Genomic DNA, 18,551 nt, shown 5'->3' with positions numbered 1-18,551 from the left:
TTATTTACCACCAAAGATTCTTTTAGCTTCTTGTTTTTGTTCTTTTAATTCATCATAGTTGTTAGCATATGTATAATCAAAAACTTCATCAATTGTAACAGCTTTTTTGCTTTCCATTATATTTGTAGCTTCAGTAATTTCAGCTTCAATTTTAGCTTCAAGCTCAGCAATTTCAACTGGAGTAATCAATCCATTTGCTAACATGTATTTTTCAAGTCTTGAAATAGGACATTTTTTATTATGTTCTGCTTCATATTCTTCAGATCTATACACTCTTGGATTATCACTTGTAGTGTGTGGACCTTGTCTATAAGTTACAAACTCAATTAAAATAGGTTTTTTATTTGTAACAACATATTCTCTTGCTTCAACAAAAGCTTCATAACTTGCAAAGATATCATTTCCATCAACTTTAATATATGGCATACCAGCAGCAATTGCTTTTGCAGCAATATCAAGTTGAACTGTTTCTTTATGAGTTGGAGTAGAAATAGCTCACATATTGTTATTTACACAATAAATTGTTTGAGCTCCTCTTACATTACCAAAGTTCATAGCTTCATAGAATTCACCTTCAGATGTTCCACCATCACCAATTACAGTAACAGCAACATTTGGAAGTTTTTTATAATTTAAAGCAAAACCAATTCCAGTTGCTTGAGAATATTGTGCACCTATAGTAATATTTGGAGGTAAAAAGTTTACACCTTCAGGAGCAACATTTCCTCATTCATTACCATTTCATAACAACATTAATTGTCATGCAGGACATCCCATTGCTAATGCAACAGCTCCTGATCTAAATGCTGGTACATAATAATCATTTTTATCCATACCAAATACAGATGCAACTTGTAAAGCTTCTTCACCCATGTTAGGAGGGAAAGTCAACATTCTACCTTGTCTTTGCATTTGTAACATTCTTTCATCAAGTCTTCTACTTAATTTCATTAAATAAAATGCTTTATGAATTTGTTCATTTGTTAATGGAATTTTATAACCTAATTGAGTTATTTCTCCATTAATGTCTAAAACTGAATAAGTTTCAGTTTGTTGGTCAAATTTGTTAATCAACATATTCATCCTTCTTTCATTTTTTGCATACATAATTATTTTAATACATTTATACAAACAATAACAAGTAAAACAACTTAATAAGTTAAAACAATAATTAATAATGTCTTTTATGCATAAATGCTAATCTAATTTTACTAATTCTTTAATAAAAATTAGTATTTTTTTGCATACAATAATGTAAAAATAGTTATTTACATCATTTTTATAAATAGAATAGAATATAGTGCAATTAATATATTGAAAAACATTACATAAAAAAATAGACATATTTAACCAAATATCATTGAAAAAATACGTCTATTTTACAAAGTATATATATATATATATATATTATTTACTCTTATTTTTCATTTATTCAATCACCTTTTAATGTAAAAAAAAGTGGACTAATGTGATGTATACCACTATTACTTATTTGAATTGGTGAATAACTTTGATTCAATTTTCCATTTGCATATATTGATTCTTTTACAAAATAAAAAGCAAAAGAAATGGTTGGTTTATTTTGCAAACTATCTATGTATAAAGCATGCATTATTATTTTATCTGCTGAAGTAATATTGTGTGTTCCAGGCTTAACAAAAAGATCAATATTATCAAATATTAAATTTGAATTAATTAATTTTTTATCAACAATTTCATTTCTATCTAGTGATGGAAAATTTTTAAATTGCGACACATTTATATGCATTTTAATACCATTACTAACTACAAATCTGTCATCTATTTTACAAGAAAAAAATTCTGTGTGTTTTATTATGGCATCCTCTGAATCTTTTGAAATAACATCATTTTTACAAGAAGTTAAAACAAAAAGTGGTGTGATTACACTAACACTACCAACTAAGAAGGATAATGATAATTTTAAAACATTTTTTCTTTCTAGCATTATTAACTCCTTTATTTTTTACAAAAGAATTTTACACTAAAAATAATTTTATTATTATTTATTTTTATTTTTAAGCATTAAAAAAGAGTCAAATATTCTATTATCACTTTTATATATATATATATATATATATATCGTTTTGCTAGTTTTTACATACAAAATTAATAAATTAAATTTACTTAGAAATATTTAATTCAGATTTAATTGTTGGACAATTTTTTATATCCTTAATGTCATTCTTTATTGTTTTCAACTCTTCTTTGATTTCAATCTTGAATTCACTAAAATCTTTTTCAACACTGTCTAATCTTGAATTCACTTTTTTGATTTCATTATTAACTTTTTTAAATTCATCTTTTACTTCAACTTTGAATTCATTGAAATCTTTTTCAACATTATCTAATCTTGCATTCACTTTTTTAAATTCATTTTTTACTTCAACTTTGAATTCATTGAAATCATCTTTAATATTTCTAATTTCTTGAAGAATTAAATCTGTTTTATCTATTTTCATTTCTTGCTTTCCTTGAGTTATTTCTATTGTCCCACAGATTGATTTACTATTCAATTCTTTTTGCATATTATTATTGGCATCAATTATTTCAATATATTCATGTTGAATTAAAATATCTTTACCAATGCAAGTATTGCTTGCTTTAATAAAATCTATTAGCTGTCTCTTATTAAAAGATCCAGATTGAGTTTCACTTTTATTTAAATCAATTCTTTTATTTTTCACATTTACTCCTTGGAAATAAAAAATATATGAAGCGCAACAACCCTTCATATATAAAAACGTTAAAAACTTTTGAAATTATAAAAATTTGTGAATTTATTTAGAAATATTTAATTCAGATTTAATTGTTGGACAGTTTTTTATATCTTTAATGTCATTTTCAACAATATCTAATCTTGAATTTACTTTTTTAAATTCCTCCTTTACCTCAACTTTAAATTCATTGAAATCTTTTTCAACATTATCTAATCTTGCATTCACTTTTTTAAATTCATATTTTACTTCAACTTTGAATTCATTGAAATCATTTTTCATATTTTTAATTTCATCGTTTATATTGTTAACTCTATCATTCATGTTTTTAATTTCCTGAAGAATTAAATCTGTTTTATCTATCTTCATTTCTTGCTTTCCTTGAGTTATTTCTATTGTCCCACAGATTGATTTACTATTCAATTCTTTTTGAATATTATTGTTATCATTTATAATTTCAACATATTCATGTTGAACTAAAATATCTTTACCAATGCAAGTGTTGCTTGTTTTGATAAAATCTATTAGCTGCTTCTTATTAAAAGATCCAGATTGAGTTTCATTTTTATTTAGATCAATTCTTTTATTTTTCACATTTGCTCCTTGGAAATAAAAATATATAAAGTGCAATAACCCTTCATATATAAAAACGTTAAAAATTTTTGAAATTATAAAATTTAATAATTTATTTAGAAATATTTAATTCAGATTTAATTGTTGGACAATTTTTTATATCTTTAATGTCATTTTCAACATTACCTAATCTTTCGTTCACTTTTTTAAATTCGTCTTTTACTTCAACTTTGAATTCATTGAAATCATTTTTAATATTACTAATCTCAAAATTAATGTTTCTGATTTCTTGAAGAATTAAATCTGTTTTATCTATTTTCATTTCTTGCTTTCCTTGAGTTATTTCTATTGTCCCACATATTGATTTACTATTCAATTCTTTTTGAATATTATTGTTATCATCAATAATTTCAACATATTCATGTTGAACTAAAATATCTTTACCAATGCAAGTGTTGCTTGTTTTGATAAAATCTATTAGCTGCTTCTTATTAAAAGATCCAGATTGAGTTTCATTTTTATTTAGATCAATTCTTTTATTTTTCACATTTACTCCTTGAAATAAAAATATATGAAGCGCAACAACCCTTCATATATAAAAACGTTAAGAAATTTTGAAATTATAAAAATTTGTTAATTTATTTAGAAATATTTAATTCAGATTTAATTGTTGGACAATTTTTTATATCTTTAATGTCATTCCTTATTGTTTTCAATTCATCTTTTACTTCAACTTTAAATTCATTGAAATCATTTTTTATGTTTCTAATTTCTTGAAGAATCAAATCTGTTTTATCTATTTTCATTTCTTGTTTTCCTTGAGTTATTTCTATTGTCCCACAGATTGATTTACTATTCAATTCTTTTTGAATATTATTGTTGACATCAATTATTTCAATATATTCATGTTGAATTAAAATATCTTTACCAATGCAAGTATTGCTTGCTTTAATAAAATCTATTAGCTGTCTCTTATTAAAAGATCCAGATTGAGTTTCACTTTTATTTAAATCAATTCTTTTATTTTTCACATTTACTCCTTGGAAATAAAAAATATATGAAGCGCAACAACCCTTCATATATAAAAACGTTAAGAAATTTTGAAATTATAAAAATTTGTGAATTTATTTAGAAATATTTAATTCAGATTTAATTGTTGGACAGTTTTTTATATCTTTAATGTCATTTTCAACAATATCTAATCTTGAATTTACTTTTTTAAATTCCTCCTTTACCTCAACTTTAAATTCATTGAAATCTTTTTCAACATTATCTAATCTTGCATTCACTTTTTTAAATTCATATTTTACTTCAACTTTGAATTCATTGAAATCATTTTTCATATTTTTAATTTCATCGTTTATATTGTTAACTCTATCATTCATGTTTTTAATTTCCTGAAGAATTAAATCTGTTTTATCTATCTTCATTTCTTGCTTTCCTTGAGTTATTTCTATTGTCCCACAGATTGATTTACTATTCAATTCTTTTTGAATATTATTGTTATCATTTATAATTTCAACATATTCATGTTGAACTAAAATATCTTTACCAATGCAAGTGTTGCTTGTTTTGATAAAATCTATTAGCTGCTTCTTATTAAAAGATCCAGATTGAGTTTCATTTTTATTTAGATCAATTCTTTTATTTTTCACATTTGCTCCTTGGAAATAAAAATATATAAAGTGCAATAACCCTTCATATATAAAAACGTTAAAAATTTTTGAAATTATAAAATTTAATAATTTATTTAGAAATATTTAATTCAGATTTAATTGTTGGACAATTTTTTATATCTTTAATGTCATTTTCAACATTACCTAATCTTTCGTTCACTTTTTTAAATTCGTCTTTTACTTCAACTTTGAATTCATTGAAATCATTTTTAATATTACTAATCTCAAAATTAATGTTTCTGATTTCTTGAAGAATTAAATCTGTTTTATCTATTTTCATTTCTTGCTTTCCTTGAGTTATTTCTATTGTCCCACATATTGATTTACTATTCAATTCTTTTTGAATATTATTGTTATCATCAATAATTTCAACATATTCATGTTGAACTAAAATATCTTTACCAATGCAAGTGTTGCTTGTTTTGATAAAATCTATTAGCTGCTTCTTATTAAAAGATCCAGATTGAGTTTCATTTTTATTTAGATCAATTCTTTTATTTTTCACATTTACTCCTTGAAATAAAAATATATGAAGCGCAACAACCCTTCATATATAAAAACGTTAAGAAATTTTGAAATTATAAAAATTTGTTAATTTATTTAGAAATATTTAATTCAGATTTAATTGTTGGACAATTTTTTATATCTTTAATGTCATTCCTTATTGTTTTCAATTCATCTTTTACTTCAACTTTAAATTCATTGAAATCATTTTTTATGTTTCTAATTTCTTGAAGAATCAAATCTGTTTTATCTATTTTCATTTCTTGTTTTCCTTGAGTTATTTCTATTGTCCCACAGATTGATTTACTATTCAATTCTTTTTGAATATTATTGTTGACATCAATTATTTCAATATATTCATGTTGAATTAAAATATCTTTACCAATGCAAGTATTGCTTGCTTTAATAAAATCTATTAGCTGTCTCTTATTAAAAGATCCAGATTGAGTTTCACTTTTATTTAAATCAATTCTTTTATTTTTCACATTTACTCCTTGGAAATAAAAAATATATGAAGCGCAACAACCCTTCATATATAAAAACGTTAAGAAATTTTGAAATTATAAAAATTTGTTAATTTATTTAGAAATATTTAATTCAGATTTAATTGTTGGACAATTTTTTATATCTTTAATGTCATTCCTTATTGTTTTCAATTCATCTTTTACTTCAACTTTAAATTCATTGAAATCATTTTTTATGTTTCTGATTTCTTGAAGAATCAAATCTGTTTTATCTATTTTCATTTCTTGTTTTCCTTGAGTTATTTCTATTGTCCCACAGATTGATTTACTATTCAATTCTTTTTGAATATTATTGTTGACATCAATAATTTCAATATATTCATGTTGAATTAAAATATCTTTACCTATACAAGTATTGCTTGCTTTAATAAAATCTATTAGTTGCTTCTTATTAAAAAATCCAGATTGAGTTTCACTTTTATTTAGATCAATTTTTTTATTTTTCACATTTACTCCTTGAAAATAAAAATATATGAAGTGCAACAACCCTTCATATATAAAAACGTTAAAAAATATTGAAATTATAAAAATTTGTTAGTTTATTTTTCTAAATTGTCAATTTGTTTGATTATTCCTTGTATTTTAAAGTTTTCTATTTTATTTTTTACTGTTTCTAAATGCTTATTTAAAATTACATTAGCAGATTCAGTTATTGTCTGTGCATGTTTTGAAACATTATCAGCACATTTAATAATTTCCTGTATATTTTTATCAATGTTTTTTATACTATTATCTAGTATTTCATTTTTCAATTTATTAAAATCATTCATAATCTCTTGTTTATTTTTAAAATTGATTTCACTTTTCTTTATATCTCTTCTTTTAAGAAATAAATATCTCATTATAGAAAGAAATGAAATAAAATATGCTGGTCTAACAACAAACATATTCTCATAACTGTTTTCTTTTTTAATTACAAAAATATCATCTTGTTCCAATTCAGTTACAAGCAAACTAAATTCAGCATTATGTTTTTTTCTATCGATTTCAAGTTTATTAAAATGATCTTTATTTTTTTTACTAGTTGAAGAATTAGGAAGTTGTGTTTTAGCTTCAATTATAACTGAACCTAAAACTGATTTATCATAATCAATCACTTTAAAAATAAAATCAGGTTTAGTACCATCAACATCTTTTGTTGTTCTTTCAAGACTACAATCATCATTTATACTTAAAGCATCATTATAATATTGAAGTAAAGTATTTTCCAATTCATTACCTAACAGTTTAACATTTAAATTTTTTTCTCTTTGAATTTGTTCAATTTTAGAAGAATATTCCATTTCTTTTTCTCTTAAATCTAATTTGTGTTTTTCACTTATTTGTGAAAATTGATTCTCTAAAGTTAGAATCTTAGTCTGCAATTCATTTTGTACTTTTAGCTTAGCATTATCAATTTCAATACTATGTTGTTTTTTTAATGAATCAATTTCTTGTTCTAATTTACCAATTTTTAAAATAAAATCTTTTTCAACATCAGCTTTAGCTTTAGTATATTCATTTTGAATTTTTTCTTTTCAAATACTTTCATTTTTTTCTAATTCATTTATTCTTCTTTCTTTATTTCTATACTCATCACCCAATTTAAATTCATTTATAAAATTAGATTTCTCTTTTGCAATTAATTGATTAACATATTCATCTTTTTTTTCTAAAATCTTTGTTTGAAGGTTTGTAAAATCAATATTATTTATGTTTTTCAAACAAAAATAATCGCCTTGCTTTGAATCTTCTAAAATTTCAAAGACTAATTGATCAGCATCTTTTATACGAATTTTAATTTCTTTTGACATATTGTGACTCTCATATATTTTCATAATTATTTACATTTTAATATATCATTATTGAAATATTAAAAAATAAAGTATAACCATAATTTAATAGTTATACTTTATTTTAGAAATTAATGATACATAAAACCAGTAAATGTTTGATTGTATTCTAATAATGAATTTGAATTAATGTTATTAGTGTTATTTTTCACAAATTTAATTTTAATATTTAATGTTCCTCTTGTATCATTTGCAACAATTTCTAATGTAAAATCACCACTTTGAATTGCTGTATAGTATCCACCTGTTGGAGTATTTAAAAAGAAATTATTTATTAACTGTTTATCATTTTTTAACATTGATTCAATCTGACTTGGCAACATATTAAAGTAACTTGAATGAGATAGTTTTAATTGATTAGAATTTTTGAATGTTAGAATATCTGGTGTTGCAACATCATTACCCTTAGCAAATCCACCTACAGTATGTAAAAATGTTATTGGATTTGCATATCCTTCTAAACTATTAAAAGTTATAGATCAAGTAATTTCACCACCACCATTGTTGATGTACATGTTGACATTAACATCATTATTGTTACTTATTGTAGGTAACTTACTACCTTTGCTTGAAATAAATAATTCAATAAAGTCTTTTGCATTTCTATATGTTTTATTTCCACTAAGAGTTAATCCAGTAGTAGATTCTAATTTTGTTTTTATCTCATTTGGAGTTAGTCTTTGAACTTCATATAAAGAAGTATGTCCATCTTCTTTAAAAGATAATTGATATTCTTTATTGTAGTCTTCAATATTTTTAAATCCAGTAAATGTTCTTCTTGCAATTCATTGACCATTTTCTAATTTAAAATCACTATTTGCAGTTGGACCATTAGGATAATTACCAACTAAGATAATGTTTGCTGTTAAAGCTCCTGTTACATCATTTGGATATAACTGAAGTTCAAAATCAGATGAATCAAATCCACTAAACGCAAGAAAGTTTTGGTAAAACAATTCTTCATTTATTTCACTTGGCAAATAATCTGACTTTATAGTAGATTCATCTTTGAATCTTAATGAATATGTATTAGTTTTGTTTAAACCAGTATATGTTTTTGTTTGAACACTTAAAGATGAATCATATGCTGTTGGATCTATATTAATAGTTAAAGTTCCATTAACATCATCTGCTGATGCAGTAATATTCATTTTTGATAATGGATATCCTGCACTATTATTAATATCTATAAATTTTAAATATTCTTGTTTTGATGCATTTAAAAAACTACTAGGTAATATATTTGATTCTTTAATTTCTTTTAATTCAGGAATTTGAGAAACATCTGTAAGATTATTACCGACAAATCTAATTTTCTTAGCATCAGTTGATTTAAAAATAGTATATTCTTTTTCTGTTATATATTCTTTTATATTGCTTGTGTTTGCAGGCAATTCCATTGGAAGATATTTATAAGTTACCTGTATTTTCATCTTACCAGTTGTATCATTTGCTTCTGTTATTTTATATTCAGTTTTTGGATATGAATCGCCATTTATAATTTGTCTTTGACTAGTTAATGTTGAAACTAAAGGGCTTACTCTTTGAATATCTTCAATTGTCATTTTACTTGGTAATGTATTTCTAAAATCATAGTCATCTTGATCTACATTTTTTCAACTAAATCTACTTGATAATTCTATGACAGTATTAAACTCTTTTGTAATTTTCAAAGGAACTATATTGCTAGGCATTTGGCCATCAGTAACAAATCAAGGAATTTGATCTAAATTCAATGTCACTTTTAGGTTTTTCTGGTTGTCATCAATTACATTTTTTACAAAAGGTTCATATTTCAAAGTACCATCTTCATTTTTAGTTGTATTTTTAGTTAAAAAAGCACCATTTAAAAATGTTAAATCTTCTCTTGTAATTTCACTTGGTAATTTTTTATTAAGAATATCTTGTGAAATTGTAAAATCTGATGATTTTAAAAATGCATTATCTGTATTTAATAAACCTTTTGTATCACCTTGACCAGCAGCATTTGGATTACTTGTAATAGCAACAGCTAATCCATATTTGTTGGCATCAATTTGAGTTTGATCAGGAATATCTTTATAATCTATTCAAGGTCTATAGTAACAATTAATAAGCATTATTTGACCAATATAACCATAAACATTATATAAAATTAGGCTACTAGCTGTATCTTTTATTTCTTGAATAGGTGAATCTGCTAAATTGTAATATTGAGAAATTACATGATTTGGATTATTAATATTAGATTTATCAGGATCAAGTTTTACTTGTTTAATATTTGTTCCATTTCTTTCTTTAAAAAATAATGTTTCATTACTATCAAAAGATCATGATTCAATTCATTTATCATTTTCTAAAACTGAAATTGATAATTTTGGATCATTAGGATTTGTTGGGTCAATAACTACAAGTTTGTCATATATTACAGTAACGATTCTTCCATCCAATAAAACATGGTAGTCACATTGTGGAGTAATTGTACTATTTCTAGTTCCAGTTATAGCATTTGTTACTAATTTAGATGTATTATTTCAACCATTTGTTGCATTAGGAATTGTATTCATATGGTCATCAACTAATATAAAACGAACCTCAGAAGTACCATTAGCAGCTCCAGCATCATTCTGTGTCCCTGATTTACTTGTTAAATTATAGTAAGCTAATAAATTTCTATTATTTGCTATAGGTATTAAATTAAACATTATATTTGTAGATCGACTATAATTATGTCCTGGATTTAATGTTGTATCAGCTACAGGCTTTGGAGCAATGTTACTATCAATATTTCCATTGTATCTAGTTACTTGTTTTGTTTTAATGTCAACAACGTCAATAACATCATTATTCCCTGCAGCAACATCTCCAGCCTTTCCTAAAAATGCTAAATTACCATTTTTTAAGACTCTTATTTGGAAAAATGCATTTGAATGCACTTTACTACCAGCACTACCACTAGTAACTTCAGCAGTTTCATAATAATCAATTAAGTTACCAGTTTGAACATCTATTGCAACAGCATATTGTTTATTTCCTCCTTTTGCATTTGAAAGAACATACAATATATCATTCGCTTTATCCAATTCAAAATTTAATCATGATCTTACTCAATTTGTATTAGAAGTTCCATTTACTGCTAATGGTTTAAACCCATTTTCAAATACTACATCATCAACCATATGTAACGTTCAACGCTCTGCACCAAATCAATCTAGACTTGTAATCTTGTCTAATCAAAAAACTATTGGACCATTTCTTGAACTTAATTTTGGGTTAGACATATTTGTATAAGCTGGTACAAGTGGCTTACTTGATTGAGTTGTAGAATTTGTAACATCTTGATTAATATTAGAAACATCACCTAATGTATTGGAGTTTCTACTTGATATACGTCTAGCTCCGATAACACCAATTGTTGGGACTAAAGCAATTGAAGCAATTGCTGAAGGAACTAAAAACAATAATTTTTTATTTACTTTCATATTTTAAAACCCCACTTATTAATTTTTTATGACTAAACGATAAACGAAATAATATGTAAAGTCAAATTTTAATGTGTAAAATTTTATTATTTTGATAATTTATGATGAAAGACACTTAGTGGATAAAATACAAATAATACACATTAAATAAATAATAAAAAATCATGTAATACAAAATTACATGATTTTTTAATTTGTGATTTATATTAATGATAAACAAAACCAGTAAACATTTGGTTATATTCTAATAAAGAATCTTTATGAATATTGTTTGTATCATTTTTTGTAAATTTAATTTTTATATTTAATGTTCCTCTTGTATCATTTGCAACAATATCTAATTTAAAATTATTTTTTTGAATTGCTGTAAAGTATCCACCAGTTGGGGGATTTAAAAAGAATTCATTAATTAATTGATTATTATTTTCTAACATTGATTTAATTTGACTTGGTAACATATTAAAATAGTCAGAATGTGATAACTTTAATTGATTAGAATTTTTAAATGTTAAAACATCTGGTGTTGCAACATCATTCCCTTTGGCAAATCCACTCATAGTATGTAGAAATGTTATAGGATTTGGATAACCATCCAAATTACTAAAAGTTATAGATCAAGTGATTTCACCGCCACCATTATTTATATACATATTAACATTTACATTATTACTACTACTTATATTTGGCAATTTAATACCTTTACTTGATACAAATAGTTCTACAAGATTTTTTACATTTTTATAATTTTGACCAGCAATTGTTAAACCATTTGTTGATTCTAATTTAGTTTTTATTTCACTAGGCGTTAATCTTTGTAATTCATATAAAGAAGAATCACTATTTTCTTTAAAAGATAATTGATATTCTTTATTGTAATCATCAACGTTTTTAAATCCAGTAAATGTTCTTCTTGCAATTCATTGATTATTTTCAAATTTAAAATCACTATTTGCAGTTGGTCCATTTGGATAATTTCCAATCAATATAATATTTGCTGTTAAAGCTCCTGTTACATCATTTGGATATAATTGAAGTTCAAAATCAGATGAATCAAATCCATTGAATGTAAGGAAATTTTGATAGAATAATTCTTCATTTATTTCACTTGGTAAATAGTTTTGTTTTATAGAACCTTCACTTTCTTTAAATCTCAATGAATATGTTGCAGTTCTATTTAGACCAGTATATGTTTTTGTGTATCTTTGCAAGCTTGAATCATAATTACTTGGATCTATATTAATAGTTAAGGTTCCTTCAACATCATTTGGTACTGCTGTAATATTCATTTTTGATAATGGATATCCTTTACTATTATTTATATCTATAAATTTTAAATATTCTTGCTGAGATGCACCAACAAAACTACTTGGTAATATATTTGATTCTTTAATTTCTTTTAATTCAGGAATTTGAGAAACATCTGTATTAGCATTTCCAACAAATGTAATTTGCTTATTGTCAGTTGATTTAAAAATAGTATATTCTCTTTCTGACTTATATTCTTTTAAATTATTTTCATATGCAGATAATTCCATAGGAAGATATTTATAAGTTGCTTCAATTTTTATTTTACCTTCTGTATCGTTTATTTCCTTTATTACATATTCAGTTTTTGGATATGAACTACCATTTATTATTTGTCTTTGACTAGTTAAAGTCGAAACAAAAGGATTGATTCTTTCAATATCAGCAACTGTCATTTTACTTGGTAATGTATTTTTAAAATCATAATCTTCTTGATCAACATTTTTTCAACTAAATCTACTTGATATTTCAGTAACAGTATTAAACTCTTTTGTAATTTTCAAGGGAACTATATTGCTAGGCATTTGTCCATCAGTAACAAATCAAGGAATTTGATCTAAGTTTAAAGTAACTTGTAATGTCTTGTTAATATCATCAATTTTATTTTTTACAAAAGGTTCATATTTTAAACTGCCATCTTCATTTTTAGCTGTATTTTTAGTTAAAAAAGCACCATTTAAAAATGTTAAATCCTCTCTTGTAATTTCACTTGGTAATTTTTTATCAAGAATATCTTGTGAAATTGTAAAATCTGATGATTTTAAAAATGCATTATCTGTATTTAATAAACCTTTTGTATCACCCTGACCTGTAGCTGTTTTATTGTTTGTGATAGCAACAGCTAATCCATATTTATTGTCAGTGATTTCCTGTTCTGTAGGAACTTTTTTATAATCTATATATTCTCTATAATAACAATTAATAAGCATTATTTGACCAATATAACCATAAACATTATATAGAATAAGGCTACTTGCTGTATCTTTTATTTCTTGAATAGGAGAATCTGCTAAATTGTAATATTGAGAAATTACATGATTTGGATTATTAATATTATTTTTATCAGGATCAAGTTTTACTTGTTTAATATTTGTTCCATTTCTCTCTTTGAAAAATAATGTTTCATTACTATCAAAAGATCATGATTCAATTCATTTATCTTCTTCTAAAGCTGAAATTGATAATTTTGGATTGTTAGAATCTGTTGGGTCAATAATTACAAGTTTGTCATATATTACAGTAACAATTCTTCCATCCAATAAAACATGGTAGTCACATTGTGGAGTAATTGTACTATTTCTAGTTCCAGTTATAGCATTTGTTACTAATTTAGATTCATTATTTCAACCATTTGTTGCATTAGAAATTGTATTCATATGGTCATCAACTAATATAAAACGAACTTCAGAAGTTCCACCAGTAGCTCCACCATCATTACTTGTCCCTGATCTACTTGTTAAATTGTAGTAAGCTAATAAATTTCTATTATCTGCTATAGGTATTAAATTAAACATTATATTTGTTGATCTACTGTAATCATGTCCTGTTGTAGTAGCAGTAGGTCTTGGAGCAATGCTATTATCAATATTTCCATTATATCTAGTTACTTGTTTTGTTTTAATGTCAACAACATCTATAACATCAACATCTCCTGAAGCAACATGTCCAGCTTTACCTAGAAACGCTAAATTACCATTCTTTAAAACTCTTATTTGAAAAAATGCTTGAGAATGAACATTGCTATTAACGCCACCACTAATAGCTTCAGCTGTTTCATAATAATCAATTAATTTACCAGTTTGAACATCTATTGCAATAGCATATTGTTTTTGTCCTCCTTTTGCATTTGAAAGAACATACAGTATATCATTAACTTTATCTAGTTCGAAATTTAATCACCATCTTACTCAATTAGTTTTACCATCTCCTATATTTTGGAAAGGTTTAAATCCATCACTAAATTGTACATCTGTTTGCATACTAAGAGTTCAACGTTCAGCACCAAATCAGTCTAAACTTGTAATTTTGTTTAATCAAAAAACTATTGGGCCATTTCTTGAACTTAATTTTGGATTAGCCATGTTTGCATAAGCTGGTACAAGTGGCTTGCTAGATTGAGTTGTTGAATTTGTAACATCTTGTGTAACATTAGAAACATCACCTAATGTATTGGAGTTTCTACTTGATATACGTCTAGCACCAATGACACCAATTGTTGGCACTAATGCAATTGAAGCAATTGCAGAAGGTACTAAAAATAATAATTTTTTATTTATTTTCATATATAAACCCCACTTTAATTTCATTACTAAACGATAAACGAAATAATATTTAAAGTCAAATTTTAATATACAAAAAATTATTTATTTGTAATAAAAAATCATGTAATAAAAAATTACATGATTTATAAAATATAATTAGATTAAAATTTGTTTTATGTTTTAATTAATGATACATAAAACCAGTAAATGTTTGATTGTATTCTAATAAAGAATTTGAATTAATGTTATTAGTGTTATTTTTCACAAATTTAATTTTAATATTTAATGTTCCTCTTGTATCATTTGCAACAATTTCTAATGTAAAATCACCACTTTGAATTGATGTAAAATATCCACCTGTTGGAGTATTTAAAAAGAAATTATTAATTATTTGTTTATTATTTTTTAACATTGATTCAATCTGACTTGGTAACATATCAAAATAATTAGAATGAGATAGTTTTAATTGATTAGAATTTTTGAATGTTAGAATATCTGGTGTTGCAACATCATTACCTTTAGCAAATCCTCCTACAGTATGTAGAAATGTTATTGGATTTGCATATCCTTCTAAATTTTTAAAAGTTATTGATCAAGTAATTTCACCACCACCATTGTTGATATACATGTTAACATCAACATTACTATTGTTACTTATAGTAGGTAACTTACTACCTTTACTTGAAATAAACAACTCAATCAAATCTTTTGCACTTGTATATGTCTTGTTACCAAGAACTAATCCAGCAGTAGATTCTAATTTATTTTTTATCTCATTTGGAGTTAGTCTTTGAACTTCATATAAAGAAGTATGTCCATCTTCTTTAAAAGACAATTGATATTCTTTATTATAGTCATCAATATTTTTAAATCCAGTAAATGTTCTTCTTGCAATTCATTGACCGTTTTCTAATTTAAAATCACTATTTGCAGTTGGACCATTAGGATAATTACTAACTAAGATAATGTTTGCTGTTAAAGCTCCTGTTACATCATTTGGATATAACTGAAGTTCAAAATCAGATGAATCAAATCCACTAAATGTAAGAAAGTTTTGGTAAAATAATTCTTCATTTATTTCACTTGGCAAATAATTTGGCTTTATAGTAGATTCATCTTTGAATCTTAATGAATATGTATTAGTTTTGTTTAAACCAGTATATGTTTTTGTTTGAACACTTAAAGATGAATCATATCCTTTTGGATCTATATTAATAGTCAAAGTTCCATTAACATCATCTGCTGTTGCAGTAATATTCATTTTTGATAATGGATATCCTGCACTATTATTAATATCTATAAATTTTAAATAATCTTGCTTTGATGCATTTAAAAAACTACTTGGTAATATATTTGATTCTTTGATTTCTTTCAATTCTGGAATTTGAGAAACATCCGTAAGATTATTACCAACAAATCTAATTTTCTTAGCATCAGTTGATCTAAAAATAGTATATTCTTTTTTTGTTATATATTCTTTTATATTGCTTGTATTTGCAGATAATTCCATTGGAAGATATTTATAAGTTGCCTGTATTTTTATCTTACCAGTTGTATCATTTGCTTCTGTTATTTGGTATTCTGTTTTTGGATATGAATCACCATTTATAACTTGTCTTTGACTAGTCAATGTTGAAACTAGAGGACTTACTCTTTGAATATCTTCAATTGTCATTTTACTTGGTAATGTATTTCTAAAGTCATAATCTTCTTGATCTACATTTTTTCAACTAAATCTACTTGTTAATTCAGTATTAAGACTAAATGACTTTGTGATTTTTAAAGGAACTATATTACTAGGCATTACTCCATCCGAAACAAATCAAGGAATTTGATCTAAGTTTAAAGTAACTTGTAATGTCTTATTAAAATCATCAATTTCATTTTTAACAAATGGTTCATATTTTAAAGAACCATCTTCATTCTTAGTTGTGTTTTTAGTTAAAAAAGATTCATGTAAAAAAGTAATATCTTCTCTTGTAATTTCACTAGGTAATTTTTTATTTAAAACATCTTGGCTAATGTCAAAATCTGCTGATTTTAAATATGCATTTTCACCATTTAATAAACCTTTAGTATCACCTTGTCCTGAAGCATTTTTATTACTTACAATAGCAGCAGCTAATCCATATTTATTGTCAGGATTATTTACTATTGGTTGTCTTGCATTATATCCATCAAAGTATGAATTAATCAACATAATTTGACCAGCATAACCATAAACATTATATAAAGAGAAATGTGTAGCATTATTTTTTATGTCTTCAATTGGAGAATTAGCTAAATCATAATATAGTGAGCCTACATGGTTTGTAGATATTTTATTTGGGTCCAATGTTAATTTCTTAATTTCTGTTTGACCATAGACTTTATAAAATAAATCTTCATTATTATCAAATGTTCATGATTCTATTCATTTATCACCATTTTCAATTGCTTTAATAGTATATGTTGGAGCAGAATTTCCAACTCCTGGTGTAATGATAACAATATTATTATAAACAAGGGTAACAATTCTTCCATCTAGCAACTTATGATAGTCACGTGATGGATATGTAAATTTATTTTTTCAATTTTCTTCACTAGGAGTAAATAAATGTACAGGTTGACCTCATATAGGGTCATTTGGCAATGCATATGTTAATTGATCATCTAATAATAACATTTTTATTTCAAGAGAAACACCACTCACATCTGCAGTGCTTTTTAATCAAGGAACATCATTTTTAAAAATATTACCATCTCTCCTTGGATTAGTCTTTCTTATTGTAAATCCTATATTTAAATTATTTCCAATAGGAATAATGTTATAAAAAATATCTGAAAATAATGATTGAGTAGGATTAACTCTAGCATAATCAGTTTGAGGATGTTTTCTTCCAACATCTCCTAATCCACTACCAGTACCCACTCAACTTTTAGGTCAATTACCTGCTTTTAATTCCACATTACCAGATTCTTTATCAAATCTTTCCATCATTACTGTTGTTTCACTTAATGAATTTATTGAGAATCCTAATCCATATGCAACTGGGTCCCCATCATCTAATATAGATAAAAAATTATAAACATCACTTCTACCATGAATTCTAATACTTTGACCCTTAGAATATTTTATTTTACCTGTAATGCCATCTATTCCTAAAAATCATTGATTTTTTTGAGGATGACGACTTGTACTACCACCTCACCCATTATTAACATTACTTAATATTCATAATACATTATTTTGAAAATCATAATCATAATTTAATCATGATCTTTTAATATCTGTACCATACCCTTTTGTACCATCTGGAAATCCACGTGAATTATCACTATTTTTTAATTTAGCTACTTCTGGATCATTCTTTAGATCAATACTTCATCTTTTAGCACCAAATCAATCCAAACTTGTAATAGTGTCTTCTCAAAAAACTATTGGTCCAAAATTTGTAACTATCTTTTTATTTATGAAGTTTGATGTAGAAGGTACCAATTCTTTAACATCTTGAGTAGTTGAATTTGTAACATCTTGTGTAATATTAGAAACATCGCCTAATGTGTTGGAGTTTCTACTTGATATACGTCTAGCTCCAATAACACCAATTGTTGGGACTAAAGCAATTGAAGCAATTGCTGAAGGAACTAAAAATAATAATTTCTTATTTACTTTCATATTTTAAAACCCCACTTTTATT

General features: G+C 24.9%; 14 protein-coding genes. All 14 read right to left on the bottom strand.

Annotation, left to right across the window (positions count from 1 at the left end):
* A complete protein-coding gene (locus ACLFO7_RS01300; protein WP_412032546.1) occupies window positions 1-1,077 on the bottom strand; it encodes a thiamine pyrophosphate-dependent dehydrogenase E1 component subunit alpha in 1,077 nt (358 codons plus the stop codon).
* A gap of 340 nt (window positions 1,078-1,417) precedes the next feature.
* A complete protein-coding gene (locus tag ACLFO7_RS01295) occupies window positions 1,418-1,966 on the bottom strand; it encodes a hypothetical protein (RefSeq protein ID WP_412032545.1) in 549 nt (182 codons plus the stop codon).
* Window positions 1,967-2,141: 175 nt separating this feature from the next.
* Window positions 2,142-2,705 (bottom strand): hypothetical protein, encoded by a 564-nt coding sequence (locus ACLFO7_RS01290; RefSeq protein ID WP_412032544.1) that lies wholly within the window; start codon window positions 2,703-2,705, stop codon window positions 2,142-2,144.
* Window positions 2,706-2,798: 93 nt separating this feature from the next.
* Window positions 2,799-3,329: a hypothetical protein gene (locus ACLFO7_RS01285; protein ID WP_412032543.1), complete on the bottom strand. Its 531-nt coding sequence runs from the start codon at window positions 3,327-3,329 to the stop codon at window positions 2,799-2,801.
* A 91-nt stretch (window positions 3,330-3,420) separates the two neighbouring features.
* The gene (locus tag ACLFO7_RS01280) at window positions 3,421-3,855 is read right to left on the bottom strand and encodes a hypothetical protein (RefSeq protein WP_412032542.1); all 435 of its coding nucleotides are present in this window, start codon (window positions 3,853-3,855) and stop codon (window positions 3,421-3,423) included.
* Between the two features lie 91 nt (window positions 3,856-3,946).
* Complete coding sequence (locus tag ACLFO7_RS01275) at window positions 3,947-4,339, bottom strand: hypothetical protein (protein ID WP_412032541.1); 393 nt, start codon at window positions 4,337-4,339, stop codon at window positions 3,947-3,949.
* A 93-nt stretch (window positions 4,340-4,432) separates the two neighbouring features.
* Entirely contained in the window at window positions 4,433-4,963 is a 531-nt protein-coding gene (locus tag ACLFO7_RS01270; RefSeq protein WP_412032543.1) for a hypothetical protein, read from the bottom strand.
* A 91-nt stretch (window positions 4,964-5,054) separates the two neighbouring features.
* Window positions 5,055-5,489: a hypothetical protein gene (locus ACLFO7_RS01265; protein ID WP_412032542.1), complete on the bottom strand. Its 435-nt coding sequence runs from the start codon at window positions 5,487-5,489 to the stop codon at window positions 5,055-5,057.
* Window positions 5,490-5,580: 91 nt separating this feature from the next.
* Window positions 5,581-5,973, bottom strand: coding sequence for a hypothetical protein (locus tag ACLFO7_RS01260; protein ID WP_412032541.1), 393 nt, complete (start codon window positions 5,971-5,973; stop codon window positions 5,581-5,583).
* A 93-nt stretch (window positions 5,974-6,066) separates the two neighbouring features.
* Window positions 6,067-6,459, bottom strand: a complete 393-nt coding sequence (locus ACLFO7_RS01255) for a hypothetical protein (RefSeq protein ID WP_412032540.1) — start codon at window positions 6,457-6,459, stop codon at window positions 6,067-6,069.
* A gap of 92 nt (window positions 6,460-6,551) precedes the next feature.
* Entirely contained in the window at window positions 6,552-7,805 is a 1,254-nt protein-coding gene (locus ACLFO7_RS01250; protein ID WP_412032539.1) for a DUF2130 domain-containing protein, read from the bottom strand.
* 110 nt (window positions 7,806-7,915) lie between these two features.
* On the bottom strand, window positions 7,916-11,305 hold the full coding sequence (locus ACLFO7_RS01245) for a lipoprotein 17-related variable surface protein (RefSeq protein WP_412032538.1): 3,390 nt from the start codon (window positions 11,303-11,305) through the stop codon (window positions 7,916-7,918).
* A 206-nt stretch (window positions 11,306-11,511) separates the two neighbouring features.
* The gene (locus tag ACLFO7_RS01240) at window positions 11,512-14,892 is read right to left on the bottom strand and encodes a lipoprotein 17-related variable surface protein (protein WP_412032537.1); all 3,381 of its coding nucleotides are present in this window, start codon (window positions 14,890-14,892) and stop codon (window positions 11,512-11,514) included.
* Window positions 14,893-15,055: 163 nt separating this feature from the next.
* Entirely contained in the window at window positions 15,056-18,529 is a 3,474-nt protein-coding gene (locus tag ACLFO7_RS01235) for a lipoprotein 17-related variable surface protein (RefSeq protein ID WP_412032536.1), read from the bottom strand.
* Window positions 18,530-18,551: the final 22 nt, after the last annotated feature.

The sequence above is a fragment of the Malacoplasma muris genome (genome assembly GCF_046774425.1).
In the GTDB taxonomy this organism is placed as follows: domain Bacteria; phylum Bacillota_I; class Bacilli_A; order Mycoplasmatales; family Mycoplasmoidaceae; genus Malacoplasma; species Malacoplasma muris.
The sequence above is the reverse complement of the archived record's forward strand: the minus strand, read 5'-3'. Positions and strand labels throughout refer to the sequence as shown.